This window comes from Paenibacillus jilunlii, from assembly GCF_900102965.1.
Classification (GTDB): Bacteria; Bacillota; Bacilli; order Paenibacillales; family Paenibacillaceae; genus Paenibacillus_AQ; species Paenibacillus_AQ jilunlii.
Window position 1 is genome coordinate 78665 of the sequence record NZ_FNGM01000021.1, and the last position, 14964, is coordinate 93628.

13 protein-coding genes are annotated in these 14964 nt (G+C 52.1%); 9 read left to right on the plus strand and 4 right to left on the minus strand.

The features are described from left to right. Positions 1-9 precede the first annotated feature (9 nt). The 4 genes from BLQ82_RS26440 (at position 10) to BLQ82_RS26455 (ending at position 3154) form a co-directional block, all read left to right on the plus strand. Complete coding sequence (locus BLQ82_RS26440) at positions 10-933, plus strand: phosphotransferase family protein (RefSeq protein ID WP_062524422.1); 924 nt, start codon at positions 10-12, stop codon at positions 931-933. 133 nt (positions 934-1066) lie between these two features. Beyond that, complete coding sequence (locus BLQ82_RS26445) at positions 1067-1507, plus strand: HEAT repeat domain-containing protein (protein WP_062524424.1); 441 nt, start codon at positions 1067-1069, stop codon at positions 1505-1507. Positions 1508-1596: 89 nt separating this feature from the next. Continuing rightward, positions 1597-2193, plus strand: a complete 597-nt coding sequence (locus BLQ82_RS26450) for an SMI1/KNR4 family protein (protein ID WP_062524426.1) — start codon at positions 1597-1599, stop codon at positions 2191-2193. A gap of 70 nt (positions 2194-2263) precedes the next feature. Further along, positions 2264-3154, plus strand: coding sequence for a CPBP family intramembrane glutamic endopeptidase (locus tag BLQ82_RS26455; RefSeq protein ID WP_062524428.1), 891 nt, complete (start codon positions 2264-2266; stop codon positions 3152-3154). Positions 3155-3254: 100 nt separating this feature from the next. On the opposite strand, the gene BLQ82_RS26460 is transcribed toward BLQ82_RS26455, so the two are convergent. Then, positions 3255-4796, minus strand: coding sequence for an acetate--CoA ligase (locus tag BLQ82_RS26460; protein WP_062524480.1), 1542 nt, complete (start codon positions 4794-4796; stop codon positions 3255-3257). 403 nt (positions 4797-5199) lie between these two features. Between BLQ82_RS26460 and BLQ82_RS26465 the strand changes: the two genes are divergently transcribed. Further along, positions 5200-5724 carry a GNAT family N-acetyltransferase gene (locus BLQ82_RS26465; protein WP_062524430.1) on the plus strand — a complete coding sequence of 175 codons (525 nt, stop codon included), beginning with the start codon at positions 5200-5202 and terminating at the stop codon, positions 5722-5724. 128 nt (positions 5725-5852) lie between these two features. Further along, the gene (locus BLQ82_RS26470) at positions 5853-6569 is read left to right on the plus strand and encodes a stalk domain-containing protein (RefSeq protein ID WP_062524432.1); all 717 of its coding nucleotides are present in this window, start codon (positions 5853-5855) and stop codon (positions 6567-6569) included. A gap of 80 nt (positions 6570-6649) precedes the next feature. Here BLQ82_RS26470 and BLQ82_RS26475 read toward each other — a convergent pair whose 3' ends face one another. The 3 genes from BLQ82_RS26475 to BLQ82_RS26485 form a co-directional block, all read right to left on the minus strand. Then, positions 6650-6775, minus strand: a complete 126-nt coding sequence (locus BLQ82_RS26475) for a DUF4023 family protein (protein ID WP_074084383.1) — start codon at positions 6773-6775, stop codon at positions 6650-6652. 103 nt (positions 6776-6878) lie between these two features. Next, positions 6879-7706 carry a WYL domain-containing protein gene (locus tag BLQ82_RS26480; RefSeq protein ID WP_062524434.1) on the minus strand — a complete coding sequence of 276 codons (828 nt, stop codon included), beginning with the start codon at positions 7704-7706 and terminating at the stop codon, positions 6879-6881. Then, entirely contained in the window at positions 7693-9015 is a 1323-nt protein-coding gene (locus tag BLQ82_RS26485) for a helix-turn-helix transcriptional regulator (RefSeq protein ID WP_062524436.1), read from the minus strand. Before BLQ82_RS26485 ends, BLQ82_RS26480 begins: the two co-directional genes overlap by 14 nt. Positions 9016-9477: 462 nt before the next feature. Here BLQ82_RS26485 and BLQ82_RS26490 point away from each other — a divergent pair, with 462 nt between their 5' ends. The 3 genes from BLQ82_RS26490 to BLQ82_RS26500 all read left to right on the plus strand — a co-directional run bounded on the left by BLQ82_RS26490 (position 9478) and on the right by BLQ82_RS26500 (position 14936). After that, a complete protein-coding gene (locus tag BLQ82_RS26490; RefSeq protein WP_062524438.1) occupies positions 9478-10971 on the plus strand; it encodes a TROVE domain-containing protein in 1494 nt (497 codons plus the stop codon). Between the two features lie 619 nt (positions 10972-11590). Next, a complete protein-coding gene (locus tag BLQ82_RS26495) occupies positions 11591-13417 on the plus strand; it encodes a cache domain-containing sensor histidine kinase (protein ID WP_062524440.1) in 1827 nt (608 codons plus the stop codon). Beyond that, positions 13410-14936 (plus strand): response regulator transcription factor, encoded by a 1527-nt coding sequence (locus BLQ82_RS26500; RefSeq protein WP_062524442.1) that lies wholly within the window; start codon positions 13410-13412, stop codon positions 14934-14936. The genes BLQ82_RS26495 and BLQ82_RS26500 overlap by 8 nt, the downstream gene beginning before the upstream one ends. The last annotated feature ends 28 nt before the right edge of the window (positions 14937-14964 follow it).

Sequence of the window (14964 nt, forward strand, 5' to 3'; positions counted from 1 at the left end):
AACATCATTATGGATGCCGTAAGCGGAATACCGGGAGCAGAGTCGTGGACAACATTAGAGCCGGTACTGAAGGGCTGGTCGAGTGACCGGAAGTTCTACATTAAGGACCAGGCGGGGCGCAGGCTGCTGCTGAGACTCTCGCCAGGCCCTGCGCTTCACCGCAAACAGCAGGAATATGAAGCCGTTCAGCGGTTTAACGGGCTGGATTTTCCGATGTCCCGGGCTGTCGATTTTGGATTGTGCGGTAAAGGAGAAGGCGGGGAGCAGTACGTTTATATGCTGCTTACTTGGGTGGATGGCGTCCCGCTGGAGGAGCGTCTATCTGGACTGCCGCCGGAGGAACAGTATCGCTTGGGCGTAGAGGCCGGAAGAATATTGAAGCAGATGCACATGATCCCGGTTGAAGAGGAACTCCCTCACTGGGAAGCAGACATGCAATCCAAAATCCTCTCAAGGATCAAGGAATACGAAGATTGTCCCTATCACCTGGAGGGTGATCAGCAAGTGATTGCCTTTGTCAGACAAAATATTGGCCTGATCCATAACGTAGAGAAGGTGTATCATCACGGCGACTTCCATGTCGGCAATTTGATCTACACCCCTGAAGGAAAGATAGGTGTGATCGATTTCAACCGCTGGGATATTGGAGATTATGCGGAGGAATTCTATAAGCTGCAGATCTTCGACAGAGAGCGGAGTATCCCGTTTGCAGCAGGCAAGCTGGAGGGCTATTTCGGCGGACCGCCGACGGAGGCCTTTTGGAAAAGACAGGCGCTCTATGTGGCGTATACCTCGCTGTATTCCATTAAGTGGTCGATACCCTATGGCGCAGCCGACATTCAGGACATGATGGACCGCTGCCGCCTCGCGCTTTCGGATTATGATCATTTCCGGAGATCTGTTCCCGGGTGGTACCTCGTAGCCGGGGAGTAATATTTTGTCCAAAAGATTGAAATGATGGAGTCCATTACGGTAGAATTGCACTTATAAGCTGTGCCTTGGAATGTTCAAAATCCCAAGCCTGCTATACAACCAGCAGATTTAACCAAGAAGGGGACTGTAACGTTTGAATAATGAAGAATTGAACAACGGGCTGCCGGAGAATTATGAGGAACTGAAGAAGGCTGCCGGACGCTCCGCCGATTGGAGAGCGCGTCTTGAGGCCGTGGAGGAGCTTGGCCGCTTCAACCATAAACAAATTATTGATATTCTGAATCGCCTGATGGTCAGCGATCCTGTATATACCGTCCAAGAAGCTGCATACGAGAAGTTGAAGGCCTTCGGTGAAGAGGTTACAGTGCCGTCGAAGAACAAAGCCGAGCTCTTCAGAGGCATTTCCAAGATTGTGCTGCGCATCAAGAAGAGTCTTCCGCGGGACCATTCGTATGAAGAGTTCAAGGAGAAGCTGAAGAAGATGCGGATTGACGTCTACGACGCTTACGAAGGTGAGAAAGGCGAGAATTTTGACGCCTGGCTGCAGAAGCTGTGGGCTTCGTCCACAAAATAGGTCATGCAATAGAGCGGAGAGACGGGGAAGATTCCCTATCGCTCCGCTTTTTTAAGCGTACCCAAATCCAAGCAAGCAAAGGAGATCACATGCATAAATCTTCAGCTACTGAATCATTAACACGGTTATTTCAGGAATATCTTGAGCTGTCTGCCCGATTGCGCCCCGGCTATACCGCCAGCTTAGGGAGCGGACAAGGAGAGGCGCAGCTTGCAATCAGCGGCATCGTGCCGGATGTGCCTGAGCTTTTGCAGGCCATTTACAGCCAGGTTTCCGGTACAGGCAGCGATGAAGAGGATCCTAGTCTGATCGAGTTCATTCCGGGCTACCGGCTGATTCATATTCAGGAGTATGCGCAGGAAATCAAGGTGCTGGAAAGCATCCTGAAGGAAAAGGGCTACAGCGGCGGCGGAACTGTACTGCCCGTTCTGACCAATTACGGAAGTGATTTCATCTGTTATTACCAAAGCGAGGACGGCACAGAGCAGATCTGCGACCTGCTGCATGACTACGGCGACCTGGTCGTGATGTACGATTCCCCTGAGAAGTTCCTGGAGACTCTGTGTGAATTCTACAAGCAGGAAGTTTATTTTTTGGATGAGGAAGGTTATCTGGACTGCGATCTGGTGCTGGAAGGGGAAGTTGGGGCGGCACTGAATCCGTCGGCAAACTATTGGTCCGAATAATTTGTGAAGTACCGCAGTGTTTCTTCCTGTTTATCCAGTCTAACAGACAGTTTAAAGAGGAAGGTGAATTGTGGTGCATTACATATTCAGAAATAGAACGCGCCAGCTAAGGGCGGGATGGGAGATCCTGCTTGTCGCCGCGGCTATTTTTATGCTTACCATGCTGATGTCCTTGGGTTTATCTCTGCGGGTGAATTCCAGGCAGCTGTTTGATCCGGACGGCTGGGTACGGGTATTCAAATCAAGTGGGCTCTACATGCTGATCGTCGTTTGTTTTACAGTACGTGTTATCCGCAGGCTTCCGCTTAGCACCATAGGCCTGTCACGGCCGGATGTGAAGCGGTTCGCACAAGGGTTTCTGAGCGGGACCGTGTTAATGGCTATGATCGTTATGGTTCTATGGGCGCTGGGGAATGCGGCCTTTCAGAATGAAGGATGGAAGCCTCAATTCAGTCAATTGGACCTGCCGGGCCTGATGCTTACTGCTTGTATAGCGGGAATCTGCGAAGAAGTTTTATTCAGGGGATACATCCAGCATTTGCTGGCAAGCCGACTGGGAACCGCGTGGGCTGTAGTTATAACCTCTGTCTTATTCTCGGCGGCCCATATGGCCAATCCCGGTTATAATTGGATCAGTGCCCTGAATATTGTGCTGATTGCCTTGATTTTTTCGTGTGCGGTTCTTCGGACAGGGAATCTGTATTTTGCAATGGCACTGCACCTCTCCTGGAACCTGGTTCAGGGTTATGTGTTTGGTGTCTCCGTCAGCGGAAAGGTCCCGCAGGGATTATACTCCGTGATCCTGGAAGGGTCTGACTGGATTACTGGCGGAAGCTTCGGCCTGGAGGCGAGCATCCTGACGACAATCCTGCTTGGGTTAATCTGTGCAGGCTTGCTGCTGATGCCTGTGATGAAGCAGCGCGGAAGAACGCAGCAGACGAAAATTTCTATTCGTTTTTAGAGCAACTCTGAAATATAAGAAGGTATATGTACGGGTGCCATCCAGAATAAGGATGGCACCCGTTTTAATGGAGTAGTTCTCCGTATGTCTACCGCTGCTGTTATTCCTGCGTTGCCTTCTTTTCCTGCTCCCGCAGTTCTACACGCCGGATCTTGCCGGAGGCAGTTTTGGGAAGATCCGCGATAAATTCAATTTTGCGCGGGTATTTGTAAGGCGCAGTCCACTCTTTGACATGGGACTGCAGCTCTTTTGCCAGTTCAGGTGTACCGGCGCTGTGGTCCTTCAATACAACAAAGGCTTTGACAACCGAGCCGCGAATCTCGTCAGGGCTTGCTACCACGGCGCATTCCTTGACCAGCGCATGTTTCATCAGGGCATCCTCCACTTCAAACGGTCCGATGGTATAGCCTGAGCTGATGATGATATCGTCGCCCCGGCCCTCGAACCAGAAATAGCCGTCCTCATCTTTGCGCGCCCGGTCTCCGGTGACAAAATACTCGCCATGAGAGCAGTTCACCTTGCGTTCAGGGTCCTTGTAGTAGTTCTTGAACAAGGCTGGCATGCTTAGGTGCACGGCAATATCTCCTACGACGCCCGCAGGCAGCGGATTTCCCTCCTCGTCAATGACCTCGACAATCCCCGGGGCAATGGATTGGCCCATGGAGCCGACCCGGATCGGTTGATCCTTGAGTGCCGCGATGATCAGCGTGCTCTCCGTCTGCCCGTAGCCGTCACGGATGGTAATGCCAAAATGCTCCTGGAAGGTGCTGATAACCTCCTGGTTCAGCGGCTCGCCTGCAGATACGGCACAGCGCAGCTTCGACAGGTTATACTGCGCCAAACCTTCAGTCTTGGCCATCAGGCGGTACTCGGTCGGTGTGCAGCATAATACCTGGATGCCTTGATCCTGGAGCAGCTGCAAGTAACGGTCGGGGTGGAACGGTCCGTTGTAGACAAAGCCGGTTGCGCCGTTGCCGAGAACGGTCAGGAAGGGACTCCAGATCCATTTCTGCCAGCCTGGTGCGGCTGTGGCCCAGACGGTGTCGGATTCCCGGATATCCAGCCACAGGGACGACACAATTTTCAGGTGGGCATATCCCCAGCCATGCGTGTGTACCACAGCTTTAGGATTGCCCGTGGTGCCTGAAGTATAAGCCAGAATGGCGATATCGTCGCGGCGGCTGGCAACGGCCGGGAAAGATTCCGGCTGGCCTTCCATCAGGCCCTCCAGGCCGGTCCATCCGCTGCCAAGCTCATCCGCATTGCCGCCAACAGCGAGACGGTAGTCGAGTGCAGGCAGATCCCCGGTGATTTTATTGACTTCCCCGGTCACTTCAGACCAGACAATGACGGCTCTGGCTTCGGAATGGCGCAGCCGGTAGGCCAAATCCTTGGCCCGCAGCATTTCAGAGGAAGGGATGACGGCAAGCCCGAGCTTCAGGCAGGCCAGATAAATAACGTAGGCAATAATACGGCGCGGAACCATAACGAGCACACGGTCGCCCTGCGTAAGGCCCAGCCCGGACAATCCGCCCGCCAGGCGGTTGGCCTGCTTCATGAGGTCACCGTAAGTGATTTCTTCGTAATTTCCGTTCTCTTGCAGCCACTTAAGCGCAATCTTATCGGCTGGATGATGCTCCATTTCCGAAGTGAGATTGTAGAATTCAGGTGCAATCCACTGCTGATTGTCCAAATGAATCTCTCCTAATGCAAATGTGATGTTTTTTTCAATAGGTATAGTATAGCACGTTATCCTAGTACCAGATGCTAAACTGGAGGAATCGCAGTAAAGAATGTTCTGTGTCTATTTTTTTGTTTGGAAACTTATACAAAGCTGAAACAACTTGTCCAGAGCAACCTTCTATAATAGTAGAATCAGTGTCCAGTTAGTCATTAAGGAGAGATGATCCGCTATGCATCGAAAAAAAACCTTCCGGGCTGCAGCTGAGCTAATCCTGCCGATTATACCAAGCCCCGTTAAGGGTAAAATAAATTAAGACCGTGAGCCAAGAAGCGGCAGCGATCCAGAAAGAAGGAAAAAGACTATGAACGCTACAGCGTTTGACGAGATATATGCAATTATGGAAGCTTCCTTTCCTGATAATGAGTTTAGAACCTACGGCGGACAAAAGGGATTGCTGAACCTTCCGCACTACCGGCTGTACACCGAGCGCGGTGCGGATAACCGCATCCTGGCTTTTCTGGCTGCGTGGGAGTTCCCGGAGCTGAGGTTTGTTGAGCATTTGGCGGTCAATCCGGATATCCGCGGGGGCGGGATCGGCAAAAAGCTGATGCAGGATTATCTCGCTCACCCGGACAAACCGATTGTGCTGGAGGTGGAGCCGCCGGTAAATGAGCTGGCAGCGCGCAGAATCGGCTTTTATGAGCGGCTGGGCTTTCACCTGAATCCCTATGATTATATGCAGCCTCCACTGCGGGAAGGGCAGGCGGAGCTGCCGCTGCAGATCATGACTTATCCCCGTCCGGCAGCGCAGCAGGAATTCCGGCTGTTCCGGGATATCCTCTACAGCGAGGTTTATAACATACCGCTTCCTGGCCGCCCCCGTTAACTGCAAATTCTTGATTGTACTTGGAATTACTTCTTTACATTCACGATACAAGTTGGAAACAAGTTCATGATTAAATGAATCTATAGCAAGGGGCACACAACAAACGAACCTACAAGGAGACGATAATAATGAAAAGCAAAAAAATGATCATAGCAACCATGGTATTCGGAATGGCAGTTACAGGCTCAGCGGGGGTGTATGCAGGGACCAATCTGCAGAAGATCAGCGCCTACCTCAACCACAGCATCGGGTTCAAAGTAAACGGAGCCGCATACACACCGGTAGACAAGGATGGCAAGAAGCTTGCGCCAATCACTTATAAGGATACAACGTACCTGCCTGTCCGGGCGATGGCGGATGCGCTCAAGGTACCGGTAACCTTCGATCCATCGACCAATCAGGTTGTGCTGGGTTCAGGAACAGGAACAACGGTGCCGGGCAACGGTTCAGCGGTCACTTTAGCTGCCGTTCAATACAGTGCCGCGCAAAAAGAAGCCATAACCAAGGCATTCTCGGCCTTCCAGGGCTTCGAAACCGCCTATGCGCCGATGCAAATGACCAGCGGAGACAGCTTCCAGAAGGTGGCTGCAGGCTCTGATGGCGTCAGATTCCTTTTCAGCCGCATGAGCGTGGATATCTCGCCGCGGGATTACTCCTATGAGTACGATGGCACGACAGTGAAGCTTTCGACCGGAGCTGCAGGCAAATGGTATACCCCTTCGGATATTCCGATGCTGACCTTTAAGCTGGATGACCGCTATGTTACCCTCAGTTCGCCGGACAAAATGCTGAGCAAAGCCCAGCTTGAAAAAGTAGCAGCAAGCGTAGCGAAATTAAGCAAATAAACTAAATTACAGCGGAGCACAGGGAAAAGAGGATGTCCGTCCAAGCCAACCGGCTTGCGGGCATCCCCTTGCGCGTGTAACTATTTATTCGTGCCGTGCTGCTTGGTGGCCAGTCTGGCTTCCGGTGAGCCTTTGCCGCGGCGCTTATTTTTCTCCGCCTTCTTCATGTTCTCCTGAAACTTCTCCACGAACTCGTGAGTGTCCATTGACATCCTCCTAAACATTTGTAAGCTGCGAAAGCATACACTTTAAGTTTTTGTGAACAGTGTTTCTCAGACCTGCTGTTACTGTGTCCACTTTTGCGGAGGATCATTCCTGGCCTGGCCGTGTCTGATCCGGGGGGGATTCATAGAGGGCCAGCGCCTTCAACGCGGATTCCCGCATGCGTTTTTTTAGCCAATTCCCTTCCACGATCCTTACCCGTTTGCCCAAAAAGCGTATTTTGGACAGGACGTATTCCCCTTCATTGCCCAGATAGGTTAATGAGATGAAATAAGTGTCTTTCTCCTCGTCATACCGGACCTCTTTCTCAAAGCAGGAAAAGGCGTAGAGAATCCGCGACAATTCCTTGTTGTAGCCCGGGAGAACTTCAATTACGGCGCTCTGTCTGCGGCTTTCCAGGATTCGCTGAATCTCGGCTTGAGTCGTGCGGACAAGCTCAGGAGAGGCCGGGATTTCGCATACTGCTGCTATTTTTTGGAGCCGGATGCTCATGAAGTCACGGCGGGTCCAGCTGTACCACAGCAGATACCACTCCCTTTTGACCATGGAATATTCGAGGCGGTAGGGAAGACCGGACTGCTCCGGCCCGGGTTGCCCGTTGGTCAGGCCTATGCTCACCTGAATGCCCTGATGGTTCTGAATACTGCGGCGGAGCACGCGCATTAGCGGATGATAGACCTGCACCTCTTGGGTCGAACCCTTGTGGATCAAATCCCCGGCAAGACTCAGGGGAGCCTCCTGTGCCAGGAGCGTCTGCAGCTTCTCAAGCGTCACCCCGGAAAAGGCAGCGGCCGCAGAAGGATGGTCCAGCATCAGCTTCAGCCAGGAGCGTTCATGCGAAGTGGAGAGAAAAACACCGGTATCCTCCATACGGGAGGTGACGCGGTAATTAAAGATTTTTTCAAAAGGATTCATAGTAGTCCAGAATCTCCTTCCATTCAGCCATCAGCTCTTCCCTCAGCTGTCCCGGAGCCAGCACTTCACAGCTTGAGCCGAAGCTGCGCAGCCAGGGTTTGATTTCTGTCGTTCCGTTCACAGTGATTTCATAGATGAAAAAGTGCGGAGCTTCCTCCGTAATCTTCCCCCACTGCCCTTGCAGCAGCACACGCTCCTTCACAAAATTACGGGCAGAGCCGCGGCGGTGCGGATTCAGGAATTTGGCGCGGACCGTAACGGGACGCCCGGTGTCGATCAGCCAGCTGGTGGAGATTTTCTGCTCCAGAGCAGTTTTTTCGGCCAGGAATAACTCTTCGGCAACGGCTTCGCCTTCTTCAATTTGCAGCATGCCTTCCAGCCGGTATTTGCGGATACCCTGGTGTTTGCTGTGGGTGAGTAAATACCATCTGCCGTACTGGTGATCGTAGACAATCTTGAGCGGCAGCGCTGTTTCGGTTCGGCCGCCGGATTCACGCTCGAAGAGCGGATTGGTGTTTTGGGAGGCATAGCTGGTGCTGGCTTTTGGTGAGAAGTAGAGAAACTGGATTTTCCGGCGGCCCCTGATCGCTGAGAGCAGCACAGACAAGTGGGCTTCATCCAGAATTCTGGAATAATAATGGTATTTATATAAAAAGGGCTCAATCGCCTGCTTCTCCTCATCCTGCCGGATCAGCTCTTTTTTCAGACTGTCGCGCAGCAAATAGCCTTGGACAGAGGGCAACTGGGTGTTGGCCATAATATCCACGAAGTCGAACAGATCCAGCAGTTCCTCCCTGGACAATTGCCTAACCAGATTATTATTCAGCCGGTAGCGGTAAGGGCGCGGACCTGCCCCTTTGACAATCGCGCCTACCTCCTCTAAATATTTCAGATCGCCGCGGACCGTTTTTTCATCGGGAAAAGCGCTGTCCAGGTCCAGCCCGCTGCAGCAAATGTCCAGCAGATCTTTCATAGTCAGCTCTTGACTGTTGTTCAGGGCAGCAAGAATCCGTGAGATTCTCAGACTTTCGGTTTCCTTGAGCGACTTGGCCTGAAACAGAAACAGCAGCAGGGGATCGGCGGATTCATAGTAATTAGACCGGAGCGCGTCGGTGAAGACCTGGACTTGTGCTTCCGGCGGCTGTTCCAGCAGAGTGTTGGCGACTTCCTTCAGCTTCTTCAGGGTTTTATCGAAGGTATGGACCGAGATGCCGAGACGTTCGGCAAACTGCTGGCGGCTGTAAGCGCCGCTGGTCAATACCAGCATCCGCAGAAACTGGATTTCCTTATCAAAGCTTTCCTTGGCCATGGCAGCCTCCGATCATACGTAATAGACAACTAATTTCTATTGTACCAGCGGCAGCAAATGGAGAACATGGAGAAGTTTCTTTGGTCGTAATACTTCCGCCATGTTCGCCGGGAAGAAAATAAGCGAAGATGGATACAAGACAGCCGAAGCTGCAAAGCGGAGCTGACTTGAAAAGATTCTCCGAGGCGCACGGACGGGGTACTTCGCCTTTTAAGCGACCTGTCGCTGGTTCGACTCCAGCTTCCTTCAATAGAAGGAATAGCTCAGTGGTAGAGCAGTCTGTGCCTGTCCAATTTTGTTTTCCTCGGAGGATCAATTCATCAAGCCGGTAAGGCGCCGGGACGGGTTACTTCACACTCCAAACGTGACCAATGAATTACCCTGGGCAATACGGCAGGTTCGACTCCTGCGAGACACCTGTCCCACCTTTTCCTCGCCGGCATTGAATTTAGGAGGTTGAATATGAGCTTTGCTTCCAAGCTGTTTAGTTCCAAGAAACCAAATGCCCGGAACCAGGAAGGATATCCTGCTTATACGCGTTCTGCGGAAGAGCAGTATCTGCAGATGCTTTTAACTAACACAATGAGTAACACGTTCTATGCCGACCAGCAGGAGCTTCTAGATAATGCGGCGGAGCTGCATGAACAAATGGCTCTTGAACAGCCGGAGTTTATGGCCAAAGCGCTGGTCTATGCCCGCAGCGAAGGGTTCATGAGACTGCAGCCGCTGTTCGGGCTGGCGGTGCTGTCCGGCACCCGTCCGGATTTGTTCGCCAAAGTCTTCATGAAGGTTGTGCAAATCCCGTCAGACCTGTCCGATTTCCTGACGATCCTGCAAGGATTGGGACGCGGGGAGGGCGGCCGGGCGGTGAAGCGGCAGGTCAACCTGTTCCTGGCGGGAATCAGCGAGTACTGGGCGCTGAAATACAATGGCCGCGGCCGCGGCTACAGTCTCGGGGACGCCATTGCCACGGCTCATCCGAAACCGGCTGATCTCAAGCAGCAGGCCTTGTTCCGTTACTTGCGCGGCCAGGAGGCTAATCTGGGGCTTCTGCCCCAGGTGGAAGCCATGGAGAAGCTGAAGCAGTCCGGGTCTGCCGAGGAGCAGATCGCCTGGATCGAGCGGGGCAAGCTTCCTTATTCAGCCGTAACGGGGGCGATCAAGCCTTCGCAGGAAGTCTGGAATGCCATCCTGTATCAGATGCCGACGTTTGCGCTGCTCCGCCATTTGAATACGCTCTTGCGGTCCGGCGTGCTTGCAGATCAGAAGAACTTGGATTATGTTGTGGGCAGGCTGGTGGACCAGGATGCACTGCGCAAGGCAAGAATTCTGCCTTTTCGTTTTGCCACGGCGTTCCGTCAGGTCAGCGAGCCTGAGCTTCGGGATGCACTGAGGGAAGCTGTTGACCTGACTTTTGACAACCTGCCGGACATGGGAGGACGGACCGCGATATTTCTCGATATTTCCGGCTCGATGCAGGGGGAGTACTTGGAGATTGGTTCGGTATTTGCTCTGGCTCTGTATAAGAAAACCCAAGGGAAGTCGCTGTTCTGGCTCTTCGACACCGATGTTACCGATGCGAAGCCTTCCCGGCGGGACAGTATTCTCGGGCAGGCCGAACGGATACATGCCCGTGGCGGAACCGATACCGGTGCCCCGGTCCGCAAGCTGCTGGAGCAGCGCACGAAGGTGGATCAGATCATCATCATCACCGATGAGCAGCAGAACAGCGGCAGCCCGTTCTATCAGCAGCTCAAACTGTACCGCAAGAAGGTGAATCCCGCTGTTAAGGCATTCGTCGTCGATATTGCCCCTTACCGTCATGCCATGGTGCCTGAGCAGGATGAGCAGACTTATTATGTCTATGGCTGGAGTGATACCGTGTTATCCTATATTGCCCGGTCGGTGCAAGGATATGGGTCAATGACAGAGCGGGTAGCAGCGATTGGGATCTAGGCAAGGGTGTAAGCGCCAGATGAGCAGGAGGCTCATCCGGCGCTTTTTATAGTGGTTTAGGAAATTACGATTTCCCTTGCTAATGGAAGTAGCTAGGCAGTATTAGTTGGAAAAAAGGAACTTATTTCTCCCCAAAATCAACAATTGGCAGATTTAAGTGGAAAGGAAACTTAATGGGGCCAAATTCCCTCGTCAGAGCAAAATGAGCTGAATTAGTTATCCTTTTTCCACCTAACCTCCAGCGAATGGGGTGATGGGGCAAATTAGTTACCCTTTTTCCACTTGGCTGCTAAAAATTATATGTATCTGAGCGGAGGAACCAGCGGGAGTTAGCTGCAAACGTTAACCTTTAATTTGTATATTAAACCTTTAGATTTTACCCTATTGCCACTTCTGAGCTTAACTTATTGTTGAAGTAGAGGCATGAACGAAGTGTACATCTCTGATGTGCCTCATTGCGCTCCCCAAGCTTTCAGTCTCCAGTTGAGTCGCCGTCCTTGACAAGAACAGCCCAGCCGGTTCTTCCTGCGTGATATAATGTGGCAATCTGGTTAAAATATAAGGCTGAAGTGTTGCAAGTGAAACACGAGGCTGCATGAGTAGGAGGAATAGACACATCATGCTGTTCCCGGGGAAATGGTACAAAAAGCATTTGAAAAATAATCTGTTCATGAAAATCATTCTGATCTTCTCCATTATAGCTGTGGTTACTACAATTACCTTCTCCTATCTGATGTTCCTTCTGATGTCGCAGTCTGTTGTGCAAAGGCAGCTGGAAATCCAGAAACGGACTGTGGAGAGCGTGAATGACTATATGCAGCGTAAATACGATGCTGTGCAGACGATGATGCGCGATGTGTACCGGGACAGTGAACTCACGGCTAATACATCCTACCTGCTGGAGCATCCCTATCAGGATTATGTAACCTACCGGCTCGACCGGTATCTCAATGAGAGCAGCGCCACCACGGACAGCGTACAGTTTTTCCGCAACCAGATGGAGGATGATCGCGATATCCGCAGGCTGCTGCTCTACAGCTCTGCCAAACAGCAGTTGTACGTATTCAATGACCGGGAGAATTTCAATATTATCTCCACTAACGCGGCGCATTCACTGGTTCCGGATGCTTTGTACCTGGAGGAAGCCAGCAGTGTGACGCTGCCGAATGTCTGGGTCCGCAAAACGATATCCCTCGCCGATTCCCCCATGTTTTCCGTCCGTGTGCCTATCAATGATAAGCAGTCATTGCGTAATATCGGTCAACTGCTGGTCTTCTACGACGCAGATCATATCTGGGAGAGCATGGGAGATTATAAGGATGATTTCAAAGGCGATATTATCGTGCTGTCGGCGGACAATGATGTATTGTTTGACAGCTCAGGGACCTTTTATGGCAAGAAATATCCATATCCCGAGCAGATCGAAGCCATCTATGCGGATGGTGAAAAAGTGAACGGCATGCTGATTACGAAGCTGACGCATACCCAAGGCGGTTTTACCGTGCTCAGTGCGGTGCCGGAGCGGGAGCTCGCCGCAACTTACAGAGGTCTGCGCAACATGATTGTTACCATTTGCCTGATCTGCATTCTGTTCGCGGTGATTACCCCGTCGCTGTTCATCAGCAATTTTGCCACCCGGGCGCATAATATTATCCGCTTTACCCGCAAGGTGAAGAACGGGGATCTCGATGCCCGTATCGCCGATGTGAAGGAGGATGAGCTGGGCCAGATTTCCAAAAGCTTCAACGATATGCTGGACGAGCTGAACCTGTACATCGACAGGGTGTTTAAGGCGGAGATCAAACAGAAACACAGTGAGATTTCGGCGCTTGAGGCCAGGGTCAATCCGCATTTTTTATATAATACGCTGGAAGTCATCCGCATGCGCGCGATCTCACAGGGGGCGGCGGATGTCGGAGAGATGATCTACAGCTTATCCGTTTTATTCAAAAGCTATGTCCATCCGAAGGCGAAGCACACCATGAAAGACGAGCTGGAAGCCTGCCGGCTGTATCTGGAGCTGTTCCGCATCCGGTATAAGGATAAATTTTCTTATGAGCTGCACTGCCCCAAGGAGCTGGAGGGACGGGTTGTACTAAAAATGTCGCTGCAGCCCATTGTGGAGAATTATATTCTTCACGGTATGCGGACAGACCGCAGCGATAACCATATCTCGATTCATCTGGCGAAGGAAGGTGTGATTCTGCGCGCCGTGGTGACCGATAACGGCCGTGGCATTAAGCAGGAGCGGCTGGAGCGGATTCAGCACGATCTGCTGGATAAGGACAGCTCATCGCAGTCCTTTGGCCTGCGGAGCATTAATGAGCGGATGAAGCTGCTGTATGGGGAGCCGCACGGTTTAGCGGTCGATAGTGAAGAAGGCAAGGGTACGACTGTGACTGTATGTTTCCCGGATTTGGGTGAGGAGGAGCCAACCTATGTATAAGGTATTCATTGTAGATGATGAGCCCTTTATCATTGAGGGCCTGTATGATATTGTCGATTGGGCCGGAATGGGCATGGAGATTGTCGGCAGGGCGGAGAATGGACAGGAAGCGCTGGAAGCGCTATCCTCGCTCCGCGCGGATATTCTGATCACCGACATCTCCATGCCGCTGATGAACGGGCTGGATCTGATCCGTGCCGTCCGCAAGCTTCAGCCCGGGATGAAGGTGATTATCCTCAGCGGGTATGATGAATTTGGCTATCTCAAGGAAGGAATGACGCTTGGCATCGAAAATTATCTGCTCAAGCCGATCAATCTGGAGGAGTTCAAGGCTACACTGAGCAATACCGTGGAGAAGCTTCATATGAGCAGAGTTGAAGATGAGCTGAATGCGCAGAGTATTTCTATATTAAGAGACAACATTATGCACCGCTGGCTCCGGGAACAGATTGGGGCGAATGAATTCCGGGAGCGCTCAGAGCTGCTTGGCATACAGCTGGACAAGCCGCTGCTGCTGGTTGCACTGCTGCGGCCGGGGAAGGGGGCTGCCGGCGGGGAGTTTTTGAAGGCGGTTTCGGAAGCGCTTGTGGACAGCAGCTCCACCATTCTTTTTCAGGATATGGAAGGAAATACGGTGCTGCTGCATGGCTTAAGTGAATACCAGCGCGGCAAGGAGGAGGTTGACCGCTGCCATGGGCGGCTGGCGAAGCAGTTGTCTTCCTTTCAGCCGCTGTGCTTCTCGCTGGGTTCTGTTGTGGAGACAGAAGGGGGAGCGGCACAGAGTTATGTCCAGGCGAAGAAAGCCCAGGAATATTTCATGCTTTTTCCGGAGCGGACCGTGATCCGCTATGAGGAGATTGAGAGCCGCAGTGAAGCTGCCGGGCGGGAGATCACGCATAACTGGGAGCAGGTGCAGAAGCTGATTCTGGCCAAGGATAAGGAAGGGCTGCTGCAGCGGATTGACGAGCGGTTCGAGCAGCTCCGGCATATGGAAGGTGTCACCCCGGAGATCCTGCAGGATTTCTCCATGGAATGGTTGATCCGCTTCAAGATGCAATTGAAGGAAATCAGGCACTGTGAAGAGCCGGAGCTGTACCAGGAGGGCTTCCGCAGACTCCGTGAGACGACCTCGATTCATGAATGGATTCATATTCTGAAGGAAGCCGCTGCGCTTACGATTGATCTGCTGATCCGCGATGTGAAAAGTCCGGTCGTGCAGCAGGTGCTGAATTTCATCCATGAATCCTACGCCGAGGATATTTCGCTGAAGACGCTCGGAGCACAATTCAACATTCACCCGGTATACCTGGGGCAGCTGTTCAGCAAAGAGGTGGGCGATACTTTCACGGAATACATCAACCGCTACCGGATTGAGAAAGCCAAGGAACAGCTGCGGGGAACCTCCTCGAAGGTCCACGAAATCGCCAGAAATGTGGGTTACTGGGAGACGGGATACTTCTATAAGCAGTTCAAGAAATATGTAGGAATTTCCCCCACCGAATATAAAGGACTTGTGTAGCGGCTGTCTGCCGGGCAAGTTCTTTTCT

Bases quoted from the DNA above. Each gene is read 5' to 3' on its own strand.
- BLQ82_RS26440 (WP_062524422.1), top strand. From the start codon at position 10: ATGGATGCCGTAAGCGGAATACCGGGAGCAGAGTCGTGGACAACATTA.
- BLQ82_RS26450 (WP_062524426.1), top strand. From the start codon at position 1,597: ATGCATAAATCTTCAGCTACTGAATCATTAACACGGTTATTTCAGGAA.
- BLQ82_RS26460 (WP_062524480.1), bottom strand. From the start codon at position 4,796: ATGGAGCATCATCCAGCCGATAAGATTGCGCTTAAGTGGCTGCAAGAG.
- BLQ82_RS26465 (WP_062524430.1), top strand. From the start codon at position 5,200: ATGAACGCTACAGCGTTTGACGAGATATATGCAATTATGGAAGCTTCC.
- BLQ82_RS26470 (WP_062524432.1), top strand. From the start codon at position 5,853: ATGAAAAGCAAAAAAATGATCATAGCAACCATGGTATTCGGAATGGCA.
- BLQ82_RS26475 (WP_074084383.1), bottom strand. From the start codon at position 6,775: ATGGACACTCACGAGTTCGTGGAGAAGTTTCAGGAGAACATGAAGAAG.
- BLQ82_RS26480 (WP_062524434.1), bottom strand. From the start codon at position 7,706: ATGAATCCTTTTGAAAAAATCTTTAATTACCGCGTCACCTCCCGTATG.
- BLQ82_RS26485 (WP_062524436.1), bottom strand. From the start codon at position 9,015: ATGGCCAAGGAAAGCTTTGATAAGGAAATCCAGTTTCTGCGGATGCTG.
- BLQ82_RS26490 (WP_062524438.1), top strand. From the start codon at position 9,478: ATGAGCTTTGCTTCCAAGCTGTTTAGTTCCAAGAAACCAAATGCCCGG.
- BLQ82_RS26495 (WP_062524440.1), top strand. From the start codon at position 11,591: ATGCTGTTCCCGGGGAAATGGTACAAAAAGCATTTGAAAAATAATCTG.
- BLQ82_RS26500 (WP_062524442.1), top strand. From the start codon at position 13,410: ATGTATAAGGTATTCATTGTAGATGATGAGCCCTTTATCATTGAGGGC.